Raw genomic sequence first — 18,551 nt, 5'->3', positions numbered from 1 at the left:
CGTCTCCGCTCGAAATGTGCACAAGCAATCGGTCTCTGTGTGCCGACTACCACACAATGGGATGCGTCGCTCCCGTCGCCACGTTGACGAACCCTTCGGGCGCCAGCGGCGATGGCGCAACGAGAACCCAGCGCCACGGCGCGCAGGTGAGCGTTGCAAAGGAAAGCCGCTCGGGAAAGCCCGGCCACCAGCGCGGCGAGAAGGTCGGCTCATACATCCATTCGATCTTCGCCCCTTCCGCATAGAGCGCCTGCATTTCGGCATCGAGGACTTCGGCCGACCGCGCCGTCATCAGGCCCCCGACCTCGTAATGGACCCGAGCCGTGACCTTTCCGCCCGAGACCAGTACCCAGCCGCCCTGCTGCGCGGCGAGTTCGTTGGCAACCATCGCCATGGCGGCATCCGAGGAACCGACCACCCAGATATTGTGCTTGTCATGGCCGAGCGTCGCGCCGAGCGCCGTATCCGCGTCACGCGGGCCGGTGCCGAGCCAGAACATCTTCGCAATCCTTCCCTCGCCGGAGAAGCGGTCGACGATGGCGAATTTGGTGACGTTGCGGTCCGCATCGCGCTGCACGGCGCCGTCTTCGACAGGCAGTTCCATTGTGATGAAGTCGTCATGCCAGTGGAATGGCCTCAGCAGGGCCGCATTGGCAGTCGGCGCATCAGTGGGCGCCCGTATGCGGAAGTCTTCGGCAACAACCGTCCTATCGAGCCGCACGGTGCGCGTCGCCCATTCGGGCCAATCGATCTTCGGCAGCGGGCCCTCATAGCGGCCGGCCTCGGCCGTCTTGCGGCCGTCGGCGAAGACCTTGGCGATCGAAAGCCGCTCGACTTCGTCGAGCAGCACGATATCGGCGAAGCGGCCCGGTGCGATCGAACCGACCCAGGGCGTCAGGCGCATATGGCGCGCCGGATTGATCGTCACGCACTGGATGGCGATCTCGGGCGCGAGGCCGCTCTCGATGGCGAGGCGGACATTGTGGTCGGTGGCGCCGATCTTCAACGTGTCCGACGCGCTGCGATCGTCCGTCACGAAGGCAACTTGCGACCAATCGGCCAGACCCCTCGCGATCAGGCCCTTGATGATGTCGGGCAGCGAATGCGGCCGCAACTCGACGAACAGTCCATGCGTCAGCTTCTCCCAGACTTCCTCCAGAAACCAGCCTTCATGATCGGACGCCATGCCGGCAGCCGCGAAGGCATTGATGGTCGCAAGATCGCGAAGGCCCGCCGCATGACCCTCGACGACGCCACGCTTCTCGAACGTGGCGCGGATCATGCCCCAGAGCCGGTCATAGGACGGGTTGTCGGGATTCCACACCGACGGCCAGTCCATCACCTCGTCGAGCCCGGCGACCATCAGGCTCTCGGCCATGAAGGCCTTCTGCTCGTCATAGCCGAACCAGCCGCCGCCCCATTCATAGGCCGTCGGCGGGACGGCCGAGCCGGGCAGCGGGAAGATCTTCATCGGCGAGCCGCGCCTGCGCGCCTCAAGCCAGAATTCGAGGTTCCTGGCGCCGTTGACGTTGGAGAATTCGTGGCTCGCCTCGCAGACCCAGGTGCAGCCGCGCGGCATAACGAGCGCGGTCTCATATTCCGGGGTCAGATGCGAGCTTTCGATATGCTTGTGCGCCTCACCGAAGCCCGGCACGGCGGATAGATCCGGCTCGTGCAGACGCTCGGCCGCTTCGCCGGTCCAGGAGCCGGCGGGCCCGACATAGGCGACGCGCCGACCCTTGATGATGACCTCTTGGTCGGTGAGCCAGCTGCGCGAATGGACATCCAGCAGCCGGCCAACCCGGAGAACCCGATCCGCGGGACGCTTGCCGAGCGCCGTCAGCGTCAGGTCCTGCCGTATGGCGATCTCGTCGCCGGCCTCGATGATGAGATCGTCAGGAAGCGGTGCAGCAGGCAGGGACATCGGGGGACCTCGGCGGACGGGGGATCGCCAGAGGTAGAAGCGTGCCCCGCGGCTGTAAAGCGATCCACTGCCTCGCCGCCGCGGGCGGAAGGTCGCGGCCGCCGCCTACTGCGGTGGACAGTCCGTTCGCACGGGCGGCGGTTATCATGCCGCCGGCACCCGTTTATCCTGCGGATGTTTCCCATCGCTCCGATGGGCAGGAGAATGCGCCATGCTCATCGACGGCAAATGGTCCGCCAACTGGGATCCGGTCCAGGCCAAGGACGCCAAGGGCGGCTTCGTCCGCCAGATCTCGTCCTTCCGCAATTTCGTCACGCCGGATGGCAGTCCGGGTCCGACCGGAACAGGTGGGTTCAAGGCCGAGGCGGGCCGCTATCGCCTCTATGTGGCGCTGATCTGCCCCTGGGCTTCGCGGACGCTGATCGCCCGCGCCATCAAGCGGCTGGAGAAGGTCATCGACATCACGGTGGTTGAACCGGCGCTGACCGACGAGGGCTGGCGCTTTGGCGACGATCCCGTCTGTCGTCCAGACCCGATCAATGGCGCGCTCCATCTGCACGAGATCTACACCAAGGCCGATCCGCACTTCACCGGACGAGCGACTGTGCCGGTGCTTTGGGACACGCAGCGGGCGACAATCGTCAACAACGAGTCGGCCGATATCGTGCGCATGCTGAATGCCGGCTTCGGCGCGCTCGCAGACCAAAGCGTCGATCTCTACCCCGAGGGGTTGCGGGCGGAGATCGACGCGATCAATGCCGAGATGTATCCGCGCCTCAACAATGGCGTCTATCGCGCCGGCTTCGCGACGACGCAGATCGCCTATGACGAGGCCTTCGCCGACGTGTTCGCGATGCTCGATACACTGGAAGTTCGGCTGGAGGGACGGCACTTTCTCGTCGGGGAGCGCCTCACCGAAAGCGACATCCGCGCTTTTGTCACGCTGATCCGCTTCGACGCGGCGTATTTCGGCATCTTCAAATGCAATCTCCGCCGTATTGCGGACTATCCTAACCTCTCGGCCTATCTGGAGCGCATGCTGGCCGTCCCCGGCATCGCCAGGACCGTCAATATCGATCACATCAAGCGCGGCTACTATTCTATCAAGTCGCTGAATCCGAACCGCATCGTTCCCCTCGGACCCGAACTGCCGTTCAGCCATCTGCTGCCGCAGACCGAGTGAGGCGGCTTATTTGCTGGATTGGGCACGCCTGGACGATTTCCCGACTGCGCCGGAACGAAAATGCGACATCCGCATTGGCTGTTCACCGTCCAGCCAGGAGAAACGACGATGACGATCCGCTCCCGCTCCACCCTGCTTGTCGCCCTTGCCCTCGCCGCCGGCCTTGCTGGCTGCGCCAATACGGTGCACGGCGTCGCGACCGATGTGAAGCAGACCGGCAACGCCGTCGAAGACGCGGTCAAGTAGTCGGCACAGGCGACGCGGCATCGGAGACACGATCTTGCTCGAATTCGCCGATGGCGCCTTTCTCGAAACGCACCTGCCAAAGTCTCAAATCGCGCTGCGCTTCATTGCAGCCTCGTTGCTTGGCGCCCTGATCGGCGCCGAGCGGGAATGGCGTTCGCGACCAGCCGGCCTCAGGACGCATACGCTGACGGCCTTGGCCTCAGCGGTGTTCACGATCGTGATGCTGGAAATTCTCCATTCCGATACGCTCGGCCTGGAGCATGTCCAGGTCGACCCCATTCGTATCATCGAAGCCGTGACGGCGGGCGTCGCTTTCCTTGCAGCCGGCGCCATCATCCAGAGCCGCGGGCAGGTGCATGGATTGACGACCGGCGCCGCCATGTGGCTCGCAGGAGCCGTCGGCGTTTCCTGCGGCCTCGGCTATGTTGCCATCGGCGCAATGGCCACCGCGATCTGCCTCGCAGTGATCGTCGCGCTCGGCTTCCTCCAGCCGAAGCCATCCGAGCCCAATCGCGACGCGTGAGGCAGCCGCCTCGAGGCCGGGCCGGCTGCTTGCATCGAAACGTGCTGCGCCGCGCTCAGCGTTGACTCAGCCGGCCAGGACGGCCTTGAGGCTCGCTTCGGTTGCGACAGTCGGCTTGTATTCGAGGCCGACCATGCCGCGATAGCCATTGGCCTCCAGCCAGCCGACACGCGCCTGCCAATCGAGTCGCCCGGTGCCGGGCTCATGCCGGCCGGGCATGTCGGCAAGATGGACATGGGCGACCCGGTCGAGCCGGCCGCTGAGCACCTTGGCGATCTGCTCGTCCATGACGGCCGAATGATAGATGTCGTAGAGAATGCGGATTTCCGGCCGGCCGACATCGTCAATGATGTCCAGACCTTCTTCGGTCGAGGGCAGGAAATAGCCGACATGATCGACCAGGGTGTTGAGCGGCTCGACGGCCAGCACGACGCCTGACCCCGCAAGGATGTCGGCCGCCTTGCGCAGGCAATCGGTGAGTGCGGAGCGCTGTTCCGTCCGCGTGCGGCCCGGCAGATCGGAGCCGGCTTGCGCGATCAGCATCGGAGCGCCGAGTTGCTGCGCGACCTCGATCGAGCGCTTCAGGCCTTCCAGGAATTCGGCATGCTTGGCCGGGTCGGTCAGCGGCACCATCGGCTCGGCCACGAAGCCGGTGAGCGGCATGCCGGTCTCGTCCAGCGCGGTGCGGATCGCGGCGATGTCCTTATTGCTCCAGAGCCAGAATTCGACACCGTCGAGCCCCGCTTTCTTGGCAAGGCGAATGCGGTCGGCAAAATCAGGCGCCTCAGCGGCGAAGAGCCATTCGAGGCAGGCGGAATAGCGCATGGGACAATCCTTCGCTGGCGATCAGGCGCGATAGTCGATGAGAACCTGCATAACTTCGGGCGAACCCTGGTCCAGCAGCCTATAGCCGCGCGCCGCCTCGTCCAGAGGGACACGATGCGTCACGAAGCCTTTCAGATCGCCGGCATAGGCATCCATGAATTCGCGCGCGATCGCGCCGCGCCGCGCCGTCGACCAGAGCGGGCCGAGGAACGGGTTCACATTGCCGACCTGCGAGGAGATGATACGCGGGCGATTGTGATGGAACTCGCCGGACAGGCTGAGGCTCTCGAACGTGCCGCCATACCAGGACATCGCCACGACGGTGCCGTTATAGCCGGCAGTGCGGATCGCCTCGTTGAGCGCAGGCGCCGCACCCGAAACCTCGATGACGACGTCGGCGCCGCGACCATCGGTGAGCCGGCGGACCGTCTCCGCCACCTTGTCGGTGCCTGGCGCAAGGACATGATCGGCGCCACCTGCCAGCGCCAGTTCGCGGCGTAGATCGATGCCGTCGACGCCGATGACGGTGCGGGCACCGTTCCGCCGCAAAAGGCGGACGACCAGTTGGCCGATGACGCCGAGCCCGCTGACGACGACATCGGCGCCGAGCGGGATATTGGCGTCGAGCACACCATTATAGGCCGTGTTGAGATTGGCGAAGAAGATGCCGACCTCCGCGTCGCCGAGGGCGCCGAGCGGCACCACCGCTCTTGCGGGCAGAACGGCGTGGGCCCCATGCGGCGCGTAGGCGAAAACGAGATCGCCCTCCTTGCGATCGGTGACCGCCGAACCGACGCGCTCGATACGGCCGACCATGGCATAGCCATAGCGGGCCGGCCATGACCAGTCGGAGCCGCCGTCAAGGAAGAGCCGCGTCGCCGGATCCATGTGCTGGCGCCATTGCGGCGCGAGACCGCGGAACACATTGAGCTCGGTGCCGGCCGAAATGCCGGAGACGAGCGCCGCGACGACAATGTCCTCGGGGCCGGGCTCGGCAAGCGGCTCATCGCGGATTTCGAGATCGCGCGGACCCGTAAAGTAGAGCGAGCGGGTTGAGGCGCCCATGGATTATCCTTTCACGCCGCCGGCGAGGAGGCCGCCGACCAGTTGCCTGCGGAAAATGAGGAAGAGCAGGATGGCAGGCATCGCGATGATCGTGCCGCCGGCCATGACCTGGCCCCAGGAGAAGGAATAGGGATCGAACAGGCCCTGCAGCGCGAGCGGCAGTGTCTTGACATCCGACTTAGAGATGAGGGCAAGCGCCATCAGATATTCGCCCCAGGACAGCACGAAGGCGAAGGTGCCAACGGCGATGATGGCCGGGCGGATCAGCGGAACGACGATGCGCCACAGCGCGCCGAGCCGGCTGCAGCCGTCGATCAGCGCCGCCTCCTCGAGCTCCTTCGGGATCGCGTCGATATAGCCCTTGAGCATCCACACCGCGATCGGCATGCCGAGCGCGAGATGGGTGAAGATCAGCGCCGTCAGCGTGTTGGTAAGGCCGATCTGGCGGATGATGACGACAAGCGGAACCAGCACGGCGAGGCTCGGCAGCATCTGCGTGCCGAGGATCAGCAGCGCGAAGAAGTTGCGGCCGCCAAATGTGAAGCGCGACAAGGCATAGGCCGCCGGCATCGCAAGCGCCGTTGTGACGATCGCAACGACGATGCCGACAATGAGGCTGTTCTTCAGCGCGATCAGGAACGGCTTCTTGGCGAGGATCGCCGCGTAGTGATCGAAGGTGAAGCGTGTCGGCAGCAATCCGCCGCCGGTGATGTCGGTTTCGGGCCGAACAGATGCGACGAACACCCAGAGGATTGGCACCAGCAGCAGGAACAGCACCACGATGGTGACCAGATCGAGCGAGACTTCGCGGATGGCGGAACGGTGACGCATCAGGTTCGCCTCCGGAGCTTCAGGACGAAGAGCGAGGCGATGAAGAGCAGCACCAGCATGACGATCGAGATTGCCGCTGCATAAGCCGGTCGGAGATCAAGGAAAACCGCCTTGTACATCGCGATGCCGACGAGGGTCGTGGCGTCCTGCGGTCCACCCTTGGTCATGATCCAGGGCAAGTCGAACGAGTAAAAGGCGAGGATGCCCAGCACGAGGCCGACAGTGATCGCTGTATTCCAGATCTCGGGCATCGTCACATGGATGAAGCGCGAGATCGGGCCTGCGCCATCGACCTCTGCGGCCTCGTAGAGCTCCTCAGGAATCGACTTCAGCGCCGCGAGCAGAGCGATGACGAGAAACGGCGTGCCCTTCCAGCCGGAGATGAAGATGATGATGGCAAACGCACCGACGGGATCATTGAGGATCGAGCTGTCGCCGGCCAGACCGATGGCATGGAGGAAGGCGTGAACAGGGCCGACATCGCTGTCCAGCAGGAAGCGCCACCCGAAGCCAAGCACGATGAACGGCGTCACCCAGGGAAGCAGGATGAGGGCCGAGGCCGCCCGCGCCACCGCACTTTCGCGGTTGAGCAGAAGGGCGATCGGCAGCGCCAGCACCAGCTCGACGAAAACGGTGCCGATCGTCCAGATCCAGGTGCGGCCGAAGGCGGCCCAGAGCGGCCCGTCCTGAAGCAGTTGCTTGTAATTGATCAGGCCACCGAAGGTCGGGGTTGGCCGCCGCAGCATGTACCAGTCCTGCAGCGACAGCCAGAATGCGTAGGTGAGCGGGACGATGGCGATCGCGAACGCGACGAACACGGCTGGCCCGATCATGCCGTACGGGAGGAGGAAATCGGGCACGATGCTTCGGCGCCGGGGGCGCGCCGGGGCCAGCCGTGTCGTCGTCTCGAATGCCACGGTCATCGCCTTCCGCTTAGCGGGCGAGGACTTCGTTGATGGTCGTGCAGAGCTGCGCCGTCGCCTGATCGGTCGTCTGCTGACCGAGCGCGACCGCCTGGACGGCCTTCTGGATCGTATCGACCTCAAGCTGGCCCATCTGCGGGATCGCTTCGCCCGGATACTGATAGGGCTTGGCGTCCTTCAACTGCTCGACGAACAGCGGATAGGGGAACTCGGTCCAGGGCGCATTCTTGGCGAGCGAGACGCTACCGGGAATGAAGCCGCCCTTGGTCGCGAGGTTCTTCAGCGCCTCGCCATGGGTGGCGAACAGGATCCACTTCGCCGCCGCTTCCTTGTTCTCGGACGCGTCCCACAGCACCAGCGGCCAGCCGCCGAGGAAGCCGGAGCGATTCTTCTCACCCGCCGGGACGAAGGCGATGCCGACATCGTTGAGGAACGGCGCCTTGTCGTTCTGGAGATCCTTGTAGAGACCGGGGTCCGAGAGGATCATCGCGAACTTACCGTCGCGGAAACCCTTGCGGAACGTGTCGCCGTTCATCGTCGGCGCATCCGGATGGGTCGCCTTCTCCTTGTAGACGCTGACATAGGTATCGAGCGCCGCCTTGAATTCCGGCGTGTCGAAGCCGCATTTCCCATCGTCGCCGATCATCCGGGCGCCATAGCCGAGATAGGCACTCATGAAATTCTGGACGGTGAAGTAGTCGAGGCTCATTGAAAGACCGGCGCCATAAACGCCGTCGCGCGTCAGCGTCTTTGCGTCCTTGGCGAACTCCGCCCAAGTCTGCGGCGGCTTGTCGGGATCCAGCCCGGCGGCCTTGAACAGGTCCTTGCGATAATAGAGCGCCCGCGTCTCGACATTGACGGGCGAGGCCCACCACTTGCCGGCAAGGTTGTAGTAGCCCTTGTCGCCCGGCCAAACCTCGGCGGCGAAGTCGGTGCCGGTTTCCTTGTCATAGGCTGCAATATAGTCGTCGAGTGGCGCGAGTGCGCCGGCGGCCTGGAACTGCGCGACCACGTTGTTGCCGAGCATCGAGACATCGGGCAACCCGCCGGCCGACAGCGCGCTGACGAGGCGCTGCTGCTGCTCCGACCAGGGCACGATCTCCATGTTGATCTTGATGTCCGGGTTCGCCTTCTCGAAGGCGGCGATGGCCTCGTTCCAGGCAGCGATATCGGCGTCGCGGGTCGAGAACTGCCAGAACGTGACATTGGTCTCGGCCAGAGCCGGCGTTGAAGCAAGGCCGGCGGCCATGACGCTCGTTGCCAGGACTGTGGCTGCGAGAAGCGCCTTGATGCGCATGATTGTCCCTCCGAAATGGATCTGGGCCGCGAGCGAGGCGCGGCGGCGGCGTTTCCTGAATGGCCCGACATTCACGCGGGCCGAATCGCGCCAAATTGGCTCTGATCGCGATATGTCATCGATGACACATGCCAGCGATACCATTCGCCGGCCGGTCTGGTCAATCCTATTCGGTGGCGATCAGGTCGGCGCCGGCCCCGTCGAACGGCGCTGAACGAGACGGCTCGGCAGCAGCGGTTGGTCCGGCCATGTCCCCGTTTCGATCGCGGAGAGCACGGCGCGAAAGCCGATGCGGCCGAGTTCCTCCATCGGCTGGGCCACGGTGGTGAGCTGGGGCGTCAAATTGGCGGCGAGGGTATCGTCGAAGCCGATAACGGAAATATCGTCGGGCACGCGCAGCCCAGCCTCATAGATGGCCTGCAGGGCACCGGCGGCGAGGATATCGCACGTGGCGAAAATCGCGCTCGGCCGCTCGGGCAGCGCCAGCAGCGCGCGGGTGTGGCGATAGCCCTCACTGCCGGATCCGCTCTCGCTGAGGCTGTAATATTTGCCGAGCCGGAGCAGCGCCGGATCGAAGGCAAGCCCTGCGGCGGCGAGGCCGGCGCCATAGGCCGCAAGCCGCTCGTCCTCGACCGTCGGACCGGCGGTATCGCCACGGCCGATCAGTTCGGGATCGCCGCCGATGAATGCGATGCGGCGATGACCAAGCCCTGCGAGATGCGCCATGGCCTGGAGAGCGCCGACGGTGTTGTCGACGCGGATAGCAGGCGCGGCCGGTGTCCGGCTGCGCTCCAGCTGCAAAGCCGGGATGCCAGCCGCCGCGAGAAGGCGTACATTCTCGGTGGAAACCGCATTGGTGAAGAGGACGGCGTCGACCCGGCGTTCGATGAAGCGCTCGATACCGATGCGCTCGCGCTCGGCAAGGCCGTTATGGTTGAAGAGGAAGGTCTTGTAGCCGTGATCGAGAGCCTCCTCCTCGGCCCAGTGCGCGACATTGACGAAGAAGGGATTGACGATGATGGCGTCGAGCATGTGGCCGATGGTGAAGCTGCGCCGCTGGCGAAGGCCCCGCGCCATGGCATTCGGCCGGTAGCCGATCGCCTTGACCGCCGCCTCGACACGCGCGCGTGCTTCTTCCGAGACATAGCCTTTCGCCTTCAGCACGCGCGCAACCGTCGCCGTCGAGACGCCGGCGCGCTCCGCGACCTGCATCAGCGTTGCCGATTTCATCGCCTGGTCCTGCTCCTTCGCGCGGGGCTCGTGGCCCTTCCGCCTTCTGTCATAGACCGGCCGTGCGCTCACGCAAACCACGGCACCCGCCGCCGCTCTCGACAGCGCCGCGCCGCCGCTCTATTCGGGCATGATGAACCTCGTCGCCATCGACACCGCGCTTGAGAATTGCTCCGTCGGCCTTTCGGCAGGCGGCACGACATTCTCGCGTGTCCGGACCATCGGGCGAGGCCATGCCGAAATCCTGATGGGCGAGATCGCCGCGCTCTTCAACGAGGCGGGAATCCGGCCGGATGCGCTCGATCGCATCGCCGTCTCCGTCGGACCCGGATCGTTCACTGGCCTTCGCGTCGGGATCGCGGCAGCGCGCGGGCTCGCCCTCGTCCGCCATCTTCCAGTTGTCGGCATTTCGACCCTTGCCGCCCATGCCTATCGGGCGAGCCTCTTGTCGCAGGACGGCCGGCCGATCCTGACGCTCCTGCCGGGGCGGGGCGGGGAGGCTTTCGGGCAGCTGTTTTCAGCTGCAGCCGAACCGCTCGAAGCTGCGTCGAACGGCGCCGTCACAGATTTCGCGGCGCGCGCCTCAGCGGAGGATTTCGCGGTCGCCGGCGCCGGCGCCGCGCTGCTCGGGCCCGGATTTTCGCCGCTTCATCTCGATTCAGCCCCGGACATCTCGACATTGCTGACGCTGGGCGCCGTGCTCGATCCAGCGGACCATCCCCCGAAGCCGCTTTATGTCAAGGCGCCGGACGCCGTGCCGCAGGCGGGGGCGAGGATTGCGCGCCGATGATCTATTCCATGATCTCGCTGTTTCCACAGTCGCGGCTCATGTTCGACGAGGTGCGAGGCGAAACCGACATCGAAGCGATGGTAGCCATCCACGCCGAGGGCTTTCGCCGCGGCTGGGGCATTGACGAGATCGAGAAGCTGCTGGCCGATCGCACGGTTCGCTGCCTTCTGCTGCGCCGCGAGACGGTGTTTGGCACGCGCCGGATCCTCGGCTTTATCATGATGCGGAGCGTCGCCGGAGAGGCCGAGGTGCTGACGATCGCGGTCGCCACTGCACGACGCGGCCATGGCTATGGCCGCAAGCTGCTCGAAGAGGCGCTGCGCCGCATTTATGCCGAAGGGGTGAGCGAAATGTTCCTCGAAGTGAGCGAGAGCAATCCGCCGGCGCTCGCGCTTTATCGCCGTTTGGGCTTTCGTGAAGTCGGCCGCCGCAAGGGCTATTATGCCGATGGCGGGCAAGGCGGCACTGCGCTTGTCATGCGCCTGCAACTTCGCTAAGCGGCGATCGGCCAGTTGTGGCGTCCGGGGGATGCGGCATGAGTCAGCTAGTGACGGATGAGAACCAGACGCTCGAGGCAGCCTGCGCCGCCAAGGGCATGCGGATGACCGACCAGCGCCGCACGATCGCGCGGGTGCTGGACGCTGCCACTGATCATCCGGACGTTGAGGAAGTCTACCGCCGCGCCTCGGCGATCGATCCGCGCATCTCGATTTCCACGGTCTACCGCACCGTGAAGCTGTTCGAGGATGCCGGCATCATCGAGCGACATGATTTTCGCGACGGCCGCAGCCGCTACGAAACGGTGTCTGAGGAACATCACGATCATCTGATAGACTTGCGCAGCGGCGCGGTGATCGAATTCCGCAGCGAGGAAATCGAGGCGCTGCAGGAGGTGATCGCCAAACGGCTCGGCTACCGGCTGGTAGATCACCGGCTGGAGCTCTATGCCGTTCCGATCGATGCGAAGGACAAGGACCGCTCGTGAAAGCTTCGTCATCTTGAAATTCTCGGGACGGCTCGTCGTGCTGGTGGTCGTCCTTGCAGTGACGACGCTGCTCTTTCTTCCGTTCCAGCTTCTCGCAATGGCTTTTTCCCCGCGCCATGCCGGGATTCTGCCACTGCTCTGGCAGCGCATCGCCGCCGCGATGCTGGGCCTCAAGGTCCGCGTCGAGGGGACCCCGGCCGCTGACCGGCCGCTGCTGCTGGTCTCCAATCATGTTTCCTGGCTGGACATCGTGACACTCGGCAGCTTGATGCCGATGTCGTTCATCGCGAAGCGCGAAGTGTCGGAATGGCCGGTGGTGCGGCGCCTGGCCCGCCTCCAGCGCAGCGTCTTCATCGATCGCGCCCGCCGCACGGCAACCTCGGAAGCCGGTGAGGCGATCGCCGCGCGGCTGGCAGGCGGGGACGCACTGGTGCTGTTCGCCGAGGGCACGACCGGCGACGGCGTCTCGGTGCTGCCCTTCCGCAGCGCGCTTGTCGGCGCCGCCGCGAAGGCAAGCGCGGCAGCTGAGGACGAAACCGGAGAAAGCTTGGCAGGTTCGATCACCATCCAGCCGGTGGCGCTCGTCTATGTCGGGCTGCACGGCCTGCCGATCGGCCGGCTCAGGACAGCCGATGTCGCCTGGCATGGCGACATGGATCTCGCGCCGCATCTCTCCAATCTGGTGCGCATCGGAGCAATCGATGCGGTCGTGGCCTTCGGCTCGCCGATCGTCTTCACACCCGGTGCGGACAGGAAGGCGGCGACGGCCACAGCCGAACGCGAGGTGCGCGCCATGGTCAGGCAGATCCGCGCTGCGCGTGGCATGGCGGCAACGCCGACCTGAGCTTGGTCTGGCCACGCTTCTCAGCGCAGCCGAAAGAGGGTAGGAAAGGATTCCAAACCGCGTGGCGGCACGGCCGAAGCCGGAGCTGCCGCAAGCCCCCAGCGGGATCAATGGCCGCAGCAGAAGAAAAGAAGCGCGTCTTCATCAAGACCTATGGCTGCCAGATGAACGTCTACGATTCCGAGAGGATGACGGACGCGCTGGCGGCTGACGGCTATGTGTCGACGCAAAAGGTCGAGGAGGCCGATCTCGTTCTCCTCAACACCTGTCATATTCGCGAGAAGGCGGCCGAGAAAGTCTATTCCGAGCTTGGCCGCATCCGCGTGATGAAGGAAGATGCGGCGCGTTCCGGTCGCCAGGTGATGGTGGGCGTCACAGGCTGTGTGGCGCAGGCGGAGGGGGCGGAAATCGCCCGCCGCGCACCGGTCGTCGATCTCGTCGTCGGGCCACAATCCTATCAGCACCTGCCGCGCCTCCTGAAGGAGGCAGCAAGCGGCCGCCGCGCGATCGAGACCGAATTCGCAATCGAGCAGAAATTCGACACCCTGCCGGCCGCAACGAAAGCGCAGACACGCGCCCGCGGCGTCACCGCCTTCCTTACCATTCAGGAAGGCTGCGACAAGTTCTGCACGTTCTGCGTCGTGCCTTATACGCGCGGTGCCGAGGTCTCGCGAGCCGCTGAAGCCATCCTCAAAGAGGCGCAGCGGCTGGGGGATGCCGGCGTGCGCGAACTGACGCTGCTCGGCCAGAACGTCAATGCTTGGCATGGTGACGGAACGGACGGCCGTTCCTGGGGACTCGGCGAACTGCTTTATCGGCTTGCCGAAATCCCGGGGCTTGATCGCCTCCGCTACACGACCAGCCATCCGCGCGACATGGACCAGGCGCTGATCGCGGCCCATGGCGACCTGCCGGCGCTGATGCCCTATCTCCATCTGCCGGTGCAGTCAGGCGCCGATCGAATTCTTGCGGCCATGAACCGCAAACATGGCTCCGACGACTATCTCCGTCTCGTCGATCGCATCCGCGCCGCGCGGCCGGACATCGCTCTCTCCTCTGACTTCATCGTCGGATTCCCCGGCGAGAGCGATGCGGAATTCGAGGCGACCATGCGGCTGATCGAGACGGTTGGCTATGCGGCGGCCTATTCGTTCAAATACAGCCCACGCCCGGGGACGCCGGCTGCGCTGCGCGACGACATGGTGAGCGAAGCTGTGATGTCGGAGCGGCTGCAGCGGCTGCAGGCCCTCGTTGCCGCGCAGCAGACCGCCTTCAACCGCCAGGCCGTCGGCACGGTCGTCGATGTCCTCTTCGAGAAGCCCGGGCGCATGGCGGGCCAGATCATGGGCCGCACCCCCTATCTTCAGGCGGTGGCGGTCGAGGCGGGGCCCGAGCGGATCGGCACCATAGGCCGTGTCGCGATCGATGGCCTCGGCACGAATTCCCTCTTCGGCAGCCTTGCCGGCGCGCAGCCACGCCCGGAGGCGCCGATGGCACGCAACGCAACAGCAGCGGAGACCGCCCCTTGAGTGCACGCTCGACGACTCCGGGGGGCTCGCCCGCCGGGCGCGTTTCCGAAATGTCGCACGCCTCAGACCTTGCCCATGTCGTCGTCGGTTTCGATGACAACCGCCTGGCGAGCGAACTGTTCGGTCAGTTCGACCAGAACCTCGCCATCATCGAGAAGCGCCTCGGCATCGAGGCGGTGGCCCGCGGCAATCAACTGACGATCCGCGGCCGGCCCGAGGCCTGCGCGCAGGCGCGGCTGGCGCTCGACCTTCTCTATCTGCGCCTGCAGCAGGGCCACGAGATCGGACCCGCCGATGTCGAGGGTGCCGTGCGCATGGCCGAGACGGCCGATGAACAGCTGACCCTGCCAAGCCTCGAACCCAAGGGCCGGCTCGCAATGGCGCAGATCTCGACGCGCCGGCGCACGATCATGGCCCGCAACCCAGCGCAGGATGCCTATATCCGCGCAATGGACCGCGCCGAGATGGTGTTCGGTATCGGCCCCGCCGGCACCGGCAAGACCTATCTCGCCGTCGCCTATGCGGCGGCACTCATCGAGCGGGGCGACGTCTCGCGCCTGATCCTGTCGCGACCGGCTGTCGAGGCGGGCGAGCGGCTCGGGTTCCTGCCTGGCGACATGAAGGAGAAGGTCGACCCCTATCTCCGGCCGCTTTATGACGCGCTCTACGACATGATGCCGCCCGACAAGGTCGAACGCGGGCTGACATCCGGCATGATCGAAGTCGCGCCGCTCGCCTTCATGCGCGGCCGCACGCTGGCCAATGCCGTCGTCATCCTCGACGAGGCCCAGAACACGACCTCGATGCAGATGAAGATGTTCCTGACCCGCCTCGGCGAGGGCTCGCGCATGATCATCACCGGCGATCCGACCCAGGTCGATCTTCCGGCCGGCCAGGTTTCGGGCCTTGCGGAAGCCGCTGATCTTCTGCGCGACGTGCAGGGGATCGTGCAGATCCGCTTCACCGATGTCGACGTGGTCCGCCATCCGTTAGTCGGCCGGATCGTCCGCGCCTATGACAGCGCACCCAAGACTGCCCAGCAGCAGCCGCGCCCGCCCCGTCACGGGAGCGGTCCGTGAAGGCCGCCCCGGACACACGAGCGCCTTCCGCCCTGCCGATCACGATTGACATCATGATCGAGGCGGGTTCGTGGCCGGCTGAAGAGGCCCTTGCCGCCCTGCTCGCCCGAGCCGTCGAGGCCAGCTTCGCCGAAGGGCGGCTCGAGGCCGTCGAGGGCTCCGAGCTCTCGGTCGTTTTCACGGATGACGCGCATATCCGCGAGCTGAACGACGCCTGGCGGCAGAAGGACAAGGCCACGAACGTGCTGTCTTTTCCCGGCAGCCCGCCCGGGCGCGGCCGCTTCGGACCAATGCTCGGCGACGTCGTCGTGGCCGTGGAGACGGTTCGCAACGAGGCGGACGCCGAGGGGATTTCATTTGACGATCACCTCACCCATCTTCTCGTCCATGGCTTGCTTCACTTGTTCGGGCATGATCACATAGAGGACGTGGAAGCCGAACGCATGGAAGCGCTGGAAACAGCCATTCTCGGCAGGCTCGGAATTGCCGACCCCTATGCCGAACGCGCCCCTTGAGTATCGGGGCAGGCGCTGCTCACACGAATATCTGGACCGATGACTGACACAGACACGCCCGGCACGGGCGCCGAGAACGCCCAGGAACCCCCAAGTATCTCCGCCTTCGCGCCGGATTCGCGCGAGGGGGAGAAAACTTCGGAGAGCTGGTTCGACCGATTGCGGCATGCCGTCGGCTTCAAGCCGACTGGTTCGCTGCGCGAGGAGATGGAGGAGGCGCTCGAAGGCGACGGAGCCGCGACGGCCTTCACCGCCGAAGAGCGGCTGATGCTCCGCAACATCCTGAAGCTGCGCGACGTTCGCGTCGACGACGTCATGGTGCCGCGCGCCGACATCCTGGCGCTCGACGTCGACATGACGCTCGGCGGGGTCATCGGCGCCTTCCGTGAATCCGGCCATTCGCGCATGCCGGCCTATCGTGAGTCGCTTGATGACCCGGTCGGCATGGTCCATATCAAGGATCTGATGGACCTCATCACCGGCGCGGCAATGGCCAATGGCGACATCGACTTCTCCAAGGTCGACTTGTCGCTGAAGCTCGCCGATACGGAAATCATTCGCAGCGTGCTGTTTGTTCCGCCGTCAATGCCGGCGGCAACCCTGCTCTCGACCATGCAGGCCAGCCATGTGCAGATGGCCGTCGTCATCGACGAGTATGGCGGGACCGACGGGCTGGTCTCGCTGGAGGACGTCGTCGAGATCGTGTTCGGCGAGATCGAGGACGAGCACGATGAGGACGAGGCGCCGCTGATCACACCCGAGGCGGACGGCACGTTCCTCGCCGATGCGCGCGCCGACCTTGAGGAGCTGGAGGCTGCGCTCGGCATGGAACTCGGGCTTGGCGACGGCCATGACGATGTCGATACGATCGGCGGGCTGGTCTTCACCCTGCTCGGGCGAATTCCGCAGGCGGGCGAGCGCATCGCGCTGCCAGATGGTCTCGCCTTCGAGATCCTCGAATCCGACCAGCGCCGCGTGAAGCGGCTGCGCGTCAGCCGCGAAAACGCCGCGGCGGCTTGACCGGACGGCGGGGTGCCGCGAGGCTGCATCCCGTCTTCAGGCCCTGATTCGCGAGCCACGCCATTTCGAGATCGCGCCCCCGACGCGCAGGGCTCTCCGCGCTCGCTGATGCCGTCCTCCTTTCATGGGGATGGCGGCGCGCTCTGATCGGCATTAGCGCGGGCGCGCTCTCGGCCCTGGCGCTGCCGCCTTTCGGCCTCTTCCCGATTCTTTTCCTGACCATGCCGGTGCTCGTCCTGCTTCTGGACGGCGCGACGCCGCGGCCCGGTGCCGGCGTGGTGCAGCGACTTGCGCCGGCTTTCCGGGTCGGCTGGATGTTCGGCTTCGGCTATTTCCTCGGCGGCCTCTGGTGGATCGGCGCGGCCTTTCTTGCCGACGCCGGCGCGGGTGTCGTCTTCCTGATGCCGTTCGCCGTTCTGTTGCTCCCGGCTGGCCTCGCCTTGTTCTGGGGGCTTGCCACGGCGCTTGCCCGTTTCGCCTGGCCCGAGGGTTGGAGAAGGGTCGTGGTCCTCGCTGCCAGCCTCGCGCTCGCGGAATGGCTGCGCGGGCATGTTCTGACAGGTTTCCCGTGGAACGCCTTCGGCTACACGCTGATGCCGATGCCGCTGATGATGCAGGGTGCTGCGGTTGTCGGGCTGTGGGGCATGACGCTGCTCGCTTTCCTCGTCTTCATGGCGCCCGTGCTGCTTCTCGGCGATCGAATGGGCGGTCGGGGCGGGCGCATCGCCTTCCTGGTGATCTTCGGCCTCTTCCTCGTCGATCTTGGCTATGGCGCAGCGCGTCTTGCCTCGGCCGATGGTGCCCTGGTTCCCGGCATCAAGTTGCGGCTGGTGCAGCCTGTTCTGGCGCAGGACGAAAAATGGTCGCCCGGTCGCGACAGTGCGGTGCTCCAGCGCTATCTCTCGCTCAGCGCCCAGGGCATGACCGACAGCGGCGCGTCGCCGTTCTCGATCCTGATCTGGCCTGAAACGGCGCTGCCGTTTTTCCTGACCGACCAGCCGAACGCGCTGGCAGCCATCGGCGCGATGCTGCCAAAGGGCACGACGCTGATCACCGGTGCCGCGCGCAGCGAGCCGGCCGCGGATCAAGATGCCGCGGGGCACGTCTTCAACAGCATCTATGTCATCGACGATGACGGCGTCATCCGCGATGCCTATGACAAGGTGCATCTGGTGCCGTTCGGCGAATATCTGCCGTTCGACGGCCTGCTGTCGCAGCTCGGCCTGCATGAAATGGTCGCCTTGCCCGGCGGTTTCGACGCCGGGCGCCGGCTGCGGACACTGCCACTCGAAGGCGCGCCCTCCTTCGGACCGCTGATCTGCTACGAGATCATCTTCCCCGGAGCCGCGACGGATCGTCGCCTGCGGCCGCGATGGTTGGTGAATGTCACCAATGATGGGTGGTTCGGCAACACGCCGGGCCCGCATCAACATCTGCAGCAGGCGATCGTCCGCGCCGTCGAGGAGGGGTTGCCACTCGCTCGCGCCGCCAATACCGGCATCTCCGCGATTGTCGATCCTTATGGCCGCGTTGTCGCCTCACTGTCCTTGGAAAAGCAAGGCATTGTCGATGGCCCCCTTCCGGAGGCGCTTGCATCGACGCCCTATGAGCGATTCGGAGATCTTCCTTTCGCGGTTGCGCTTTTCTTCAGCTTTTTGTTGTCGGTTCTTGCCGGTTTCACTCCAGCTAAAACCCGGAATTGACAGCCCACGTATTGCGCTTCATTTTGTCGGCGTGGGCCG

At 65.3% G+C, this 18,551-nt stretch carries 19 protein-coding genes; 12 read left to right on the top strand and 7 right to left on the bottom strand.

Annotated features, from left to right (window positions below; translation table 11 throughout):
* Positions 1–46 precede the first annotated feature (46 nt).
* Positions 47–1,924 carry an adenine deaminase gene (locus BUB39_RS11755; protein ID WP_073053379.1) on the bottom strand — a complete coding sequence of 626 codons (1,878 nt, stop codon included), beginning with the start codon at positions 1,922–1,924 and terminating at the stop codon, positions 47–49.
* A 211-nt stretch (positions 1,925–2,135) separates the two neighbouring features.
* Between BUB39_RS11755 and BUB39_RS11750 the strand changes: the two genes are divergently transcribed.
* The 3 genes from BUB39_RS11750 (at position 2,136) to BUB39_RS11740 (ending at position 3,876) form a co-directional block, all read left to right on the top strand.
* A complete protein-coding gene (locus tag BUB39_RS11750; protein WP_073053377.1) occupies positions 2,136–3,107 on the top strand; it encodes a glutathione S-transferase family protein in 972 nt (323 codons plus the stop codon).
* 108 nt (positions 3,108–3,215) lie between these two features.
* Positions 3,216–3,353 carry a hypothetical protein gene (locus tag BUB39_RS25485; RefSeq protein WP_175561836.1) on the top strand — a complete coding sequence of 46 codons (138 nt, stop codon included), beginning with the start codon at positions 3,216–3,218 and terminating at the stop codon, positions 3,351–3,353.
* A gap of 34 nt (positions 3,354–3,387) precedes the next feature.
* Positions 3,388–3,876, top strand: coding sequence for an MgtC/SapB family protein (locus tag BUB39_RS11740; protein WP_073053372.1), 489 nt, complete (start codon positions 3,388–3,390; stop codon positions 3,874–3,876).
* 66 nt (positions 3,877–3,942) lie between these two features.
* Here BUB39_RS11740 and BUB39_RS11735 read toward each other — a convergent pair whose 3' ends face one another.
* The 6 genes from BUB39_RS11735 to BUB39_RS11705 all read right to left on the bottom strand — a co-directional run bounded on the left by BUB39_RS11735 (position 3,943) and on the right by BUB39_RS11705 (position 10,047).
* Positions 3,943–4,701 carry a hydroxypyruvate isomerase family protein gene (locus BUB39_RS11735; RefSeq protein ID WP_073053370.1) on the bottom strand — a complete coding sequence of 253 codons (759 nt, stop codon included), beginning with the start codon at positions 4,699–4,701 and terminating at the stop codon, positions 3,943–3,945.
* A gap of 21 nt (positions 4,702–4,722) precedes the next feature.
* Positions 4,723–5,766, bottom strand: coding sequence for a zinc-dependent alcohol dehydrogenase (locus BUB39_RS11730; RefSeq protein ID WP_073053368.1), 1,044 nt, complete (start codon positions 5,764–5,766; stop codon positions 4,723–4,725).
* 3 nt (positions 5,767–5,769) lie between these two features.
* On the bottom strand, positions 5,770–6,597 hold the full coding sequence (locus BUB39_RS11725; RefSeq protein ID WP_084527266.1) for a carbohydrate ABC transporter permease: 828 nt from the start codon (positions 6,595–6,597) through the stop codon (positions 5,770–5,772).
* Positions 6,597–7,520 carry a carbohydrate ABC transporter permease gene (locus tag BUB39_RS11720; RefSeq protein ID WP_073053364.1) on the bottom strand — a complete coding sequence of 308 codons (924 nt, stop codon included), beginning with the start codon at positions 7,518–7,520 and terminating at the stop codon, positions 6,597–6,599. The genes BUB39_RS11725 and BUB39_RS11720 overlap by 1 nt, the downstream gene beginning before the upstream one ends.
* 10 nt (positions 7,521–7,530) lie before the next feature.
* Positions 7,531–8,817: an ABC transporter substrate-binding protein gene (locus BUB39_RS11715; RefSeq protein ID WP_073053362.1), complete on the bottom strand. Its 1,287-nt coding sequence runs from the start codon at positions 8,815–8,817 to the stop codon at positions 7,531–7,533.
* 180 nt (positions 8,818–8,997) lie between these two features.
* Positions 8,998–10,047 carry a LacI family DNA-binding transcriptional regulator gene (locus BUB39_RS11705; protein ID WP_073053358.1) on the bottom strand — a complete coding sequence of 350 codons (1,050 nt, stop codon included), beginning with the start codon at positions 10,045–10,047 and terminating at the stop codon, positions 8,998–9,000.
* Between the two features lie 130 nt (positions 10,048–10,177).
* On the opposite strand from BUB39_RS11705, the gene tsaB reads away from it, so the two are divergent.
* From tsaB to lnt, 9 genes are all read left to right on the top strand, one after another.
* Positions 10,178–10,837 carry a tRNA (adenosine(37)-N6)-threonylcarbamoyltransferase complex dimerization subunit type 1 TsaB gene (tsaB, locus tag BUB39_RS11700; protein WP_084527262.1) on the top strand — a complete coding sequence of 220 codons (660 nt, stop codon included), beginning with the start codon at positions 10,178–10,180 and terminating at the stop codon, positions 10,835–10,837.
* The gene (rimI, locus tag BUB39_RS11695) at positions 10,834–11,334 is read left to right on the top strand and encodes a ribosomal protein S18-alanine N-acetyltransferase (protein ID WP_084527260.1); all 501 of its coding nucleotides are present in this window, start codon (positions 10,834–10,836) and stop codon (positions 11,332–11,334) included. Before tsaB ends, rimI begins: the two co-directional genes overlap by 4 nt.
* 38 nt (positions 11,335–11,372) lie before the next feature.
* Positions 11,373–11,822, top strand: a complete 450-nt coding sequence (locus tag BUB39_RS11690) for a Fur family transcriptional regulator (protein ID WP_425292907.1) — start codon at positions 11,373–11,375, stop codon at positions 11,820–11,822.
* Between the two features lie 13 nt (positions 11,823–11,835).
* Entirely contained in the window at positions 11,836–12,666 is an 831-nt protein-coding gene (olsA, locus tag BUB39_RS11685; RefSeq protein WP_084527259.1) for a lyso-ornithine lipid O-acyltransferase, read from the top strand.
* A gap of 110 nt (positions 12,667–12,776) precedes the next feature.
* Positions 12,777–14,195, top strand: a complete 1,419-nt coding sequence (gene miaB, locus BUB39_RS11680; RefSeq protein WP_073053352.1) for a tRNA (N6-isopentenyl adenosine(37)-C2)-methylthiotransferase MiaB — start codon at positions 12,777–12,779, stop codon at positions 14,193–14,195.
* A 50-nt stretch (positions 14,196–14,245) separates the two neighbouring features.
* Positions 14,246–15,274 (top strand): PhoH family protein, encoded by a 1,029-nt coding sequence (locus tag BUB39_RS11675; protein WP_073053350.1) that lies wholly within the window; start codon positions 14,246–14,248, stop codon positions 15,272–15,274.
* A 53-nt stretch (positions 15,275–15,327) separates the two neighbouring features.
* Positions 15,328–15,789 (top strand): rRNA maturation RNase YbeY, encoded by a 462-nt coding sequence (gene ybeY / locus BUB39_RS11670; protein WP_073054184.1) that lies wholly within the window; start codon positions 15,328–15,330, stop codon positions 15,787–15,789.
* Positions 15,790–15,828: 39 nt separating this feature from the next.
* A complete protein-coding gene (locus tag BUB39_RS11665; RefSeq protein WP_073053348.1) occupies positions 15,829–16,809 on the top strand; it encodes a hemolysin family protein in 981 nt (326 codons plus the stop codon).
* Between the two features lie 62 nt (positions 16,810–16,871).
* Positions 16,872–18,512 (top strand): apolipoprotein N-acyltransferase, encoded by a 1,641-nt coding sequence (lnt, locus tag BUB39_RS11660; protein ID WP_073053346.1) that lies wholly within the window; start codon positions 16,872–16,874, stop codon positions 18,510–18,512.
* Positions 18,513–18,551 lie beyond the last annotated feature (39 nt).

The organism is Kaistia soli DSM 19436, from assembly GCF_900129325.1.
GTDB lineage: Bacteria > Pseudomonadota > Alphaproteobacteria > Rhizobiales > Kaistiaceae > Kaistia > Kaistia soli.
This window is presented reverse-complemented; position numbering and strand designations above follow the sequence as displayed.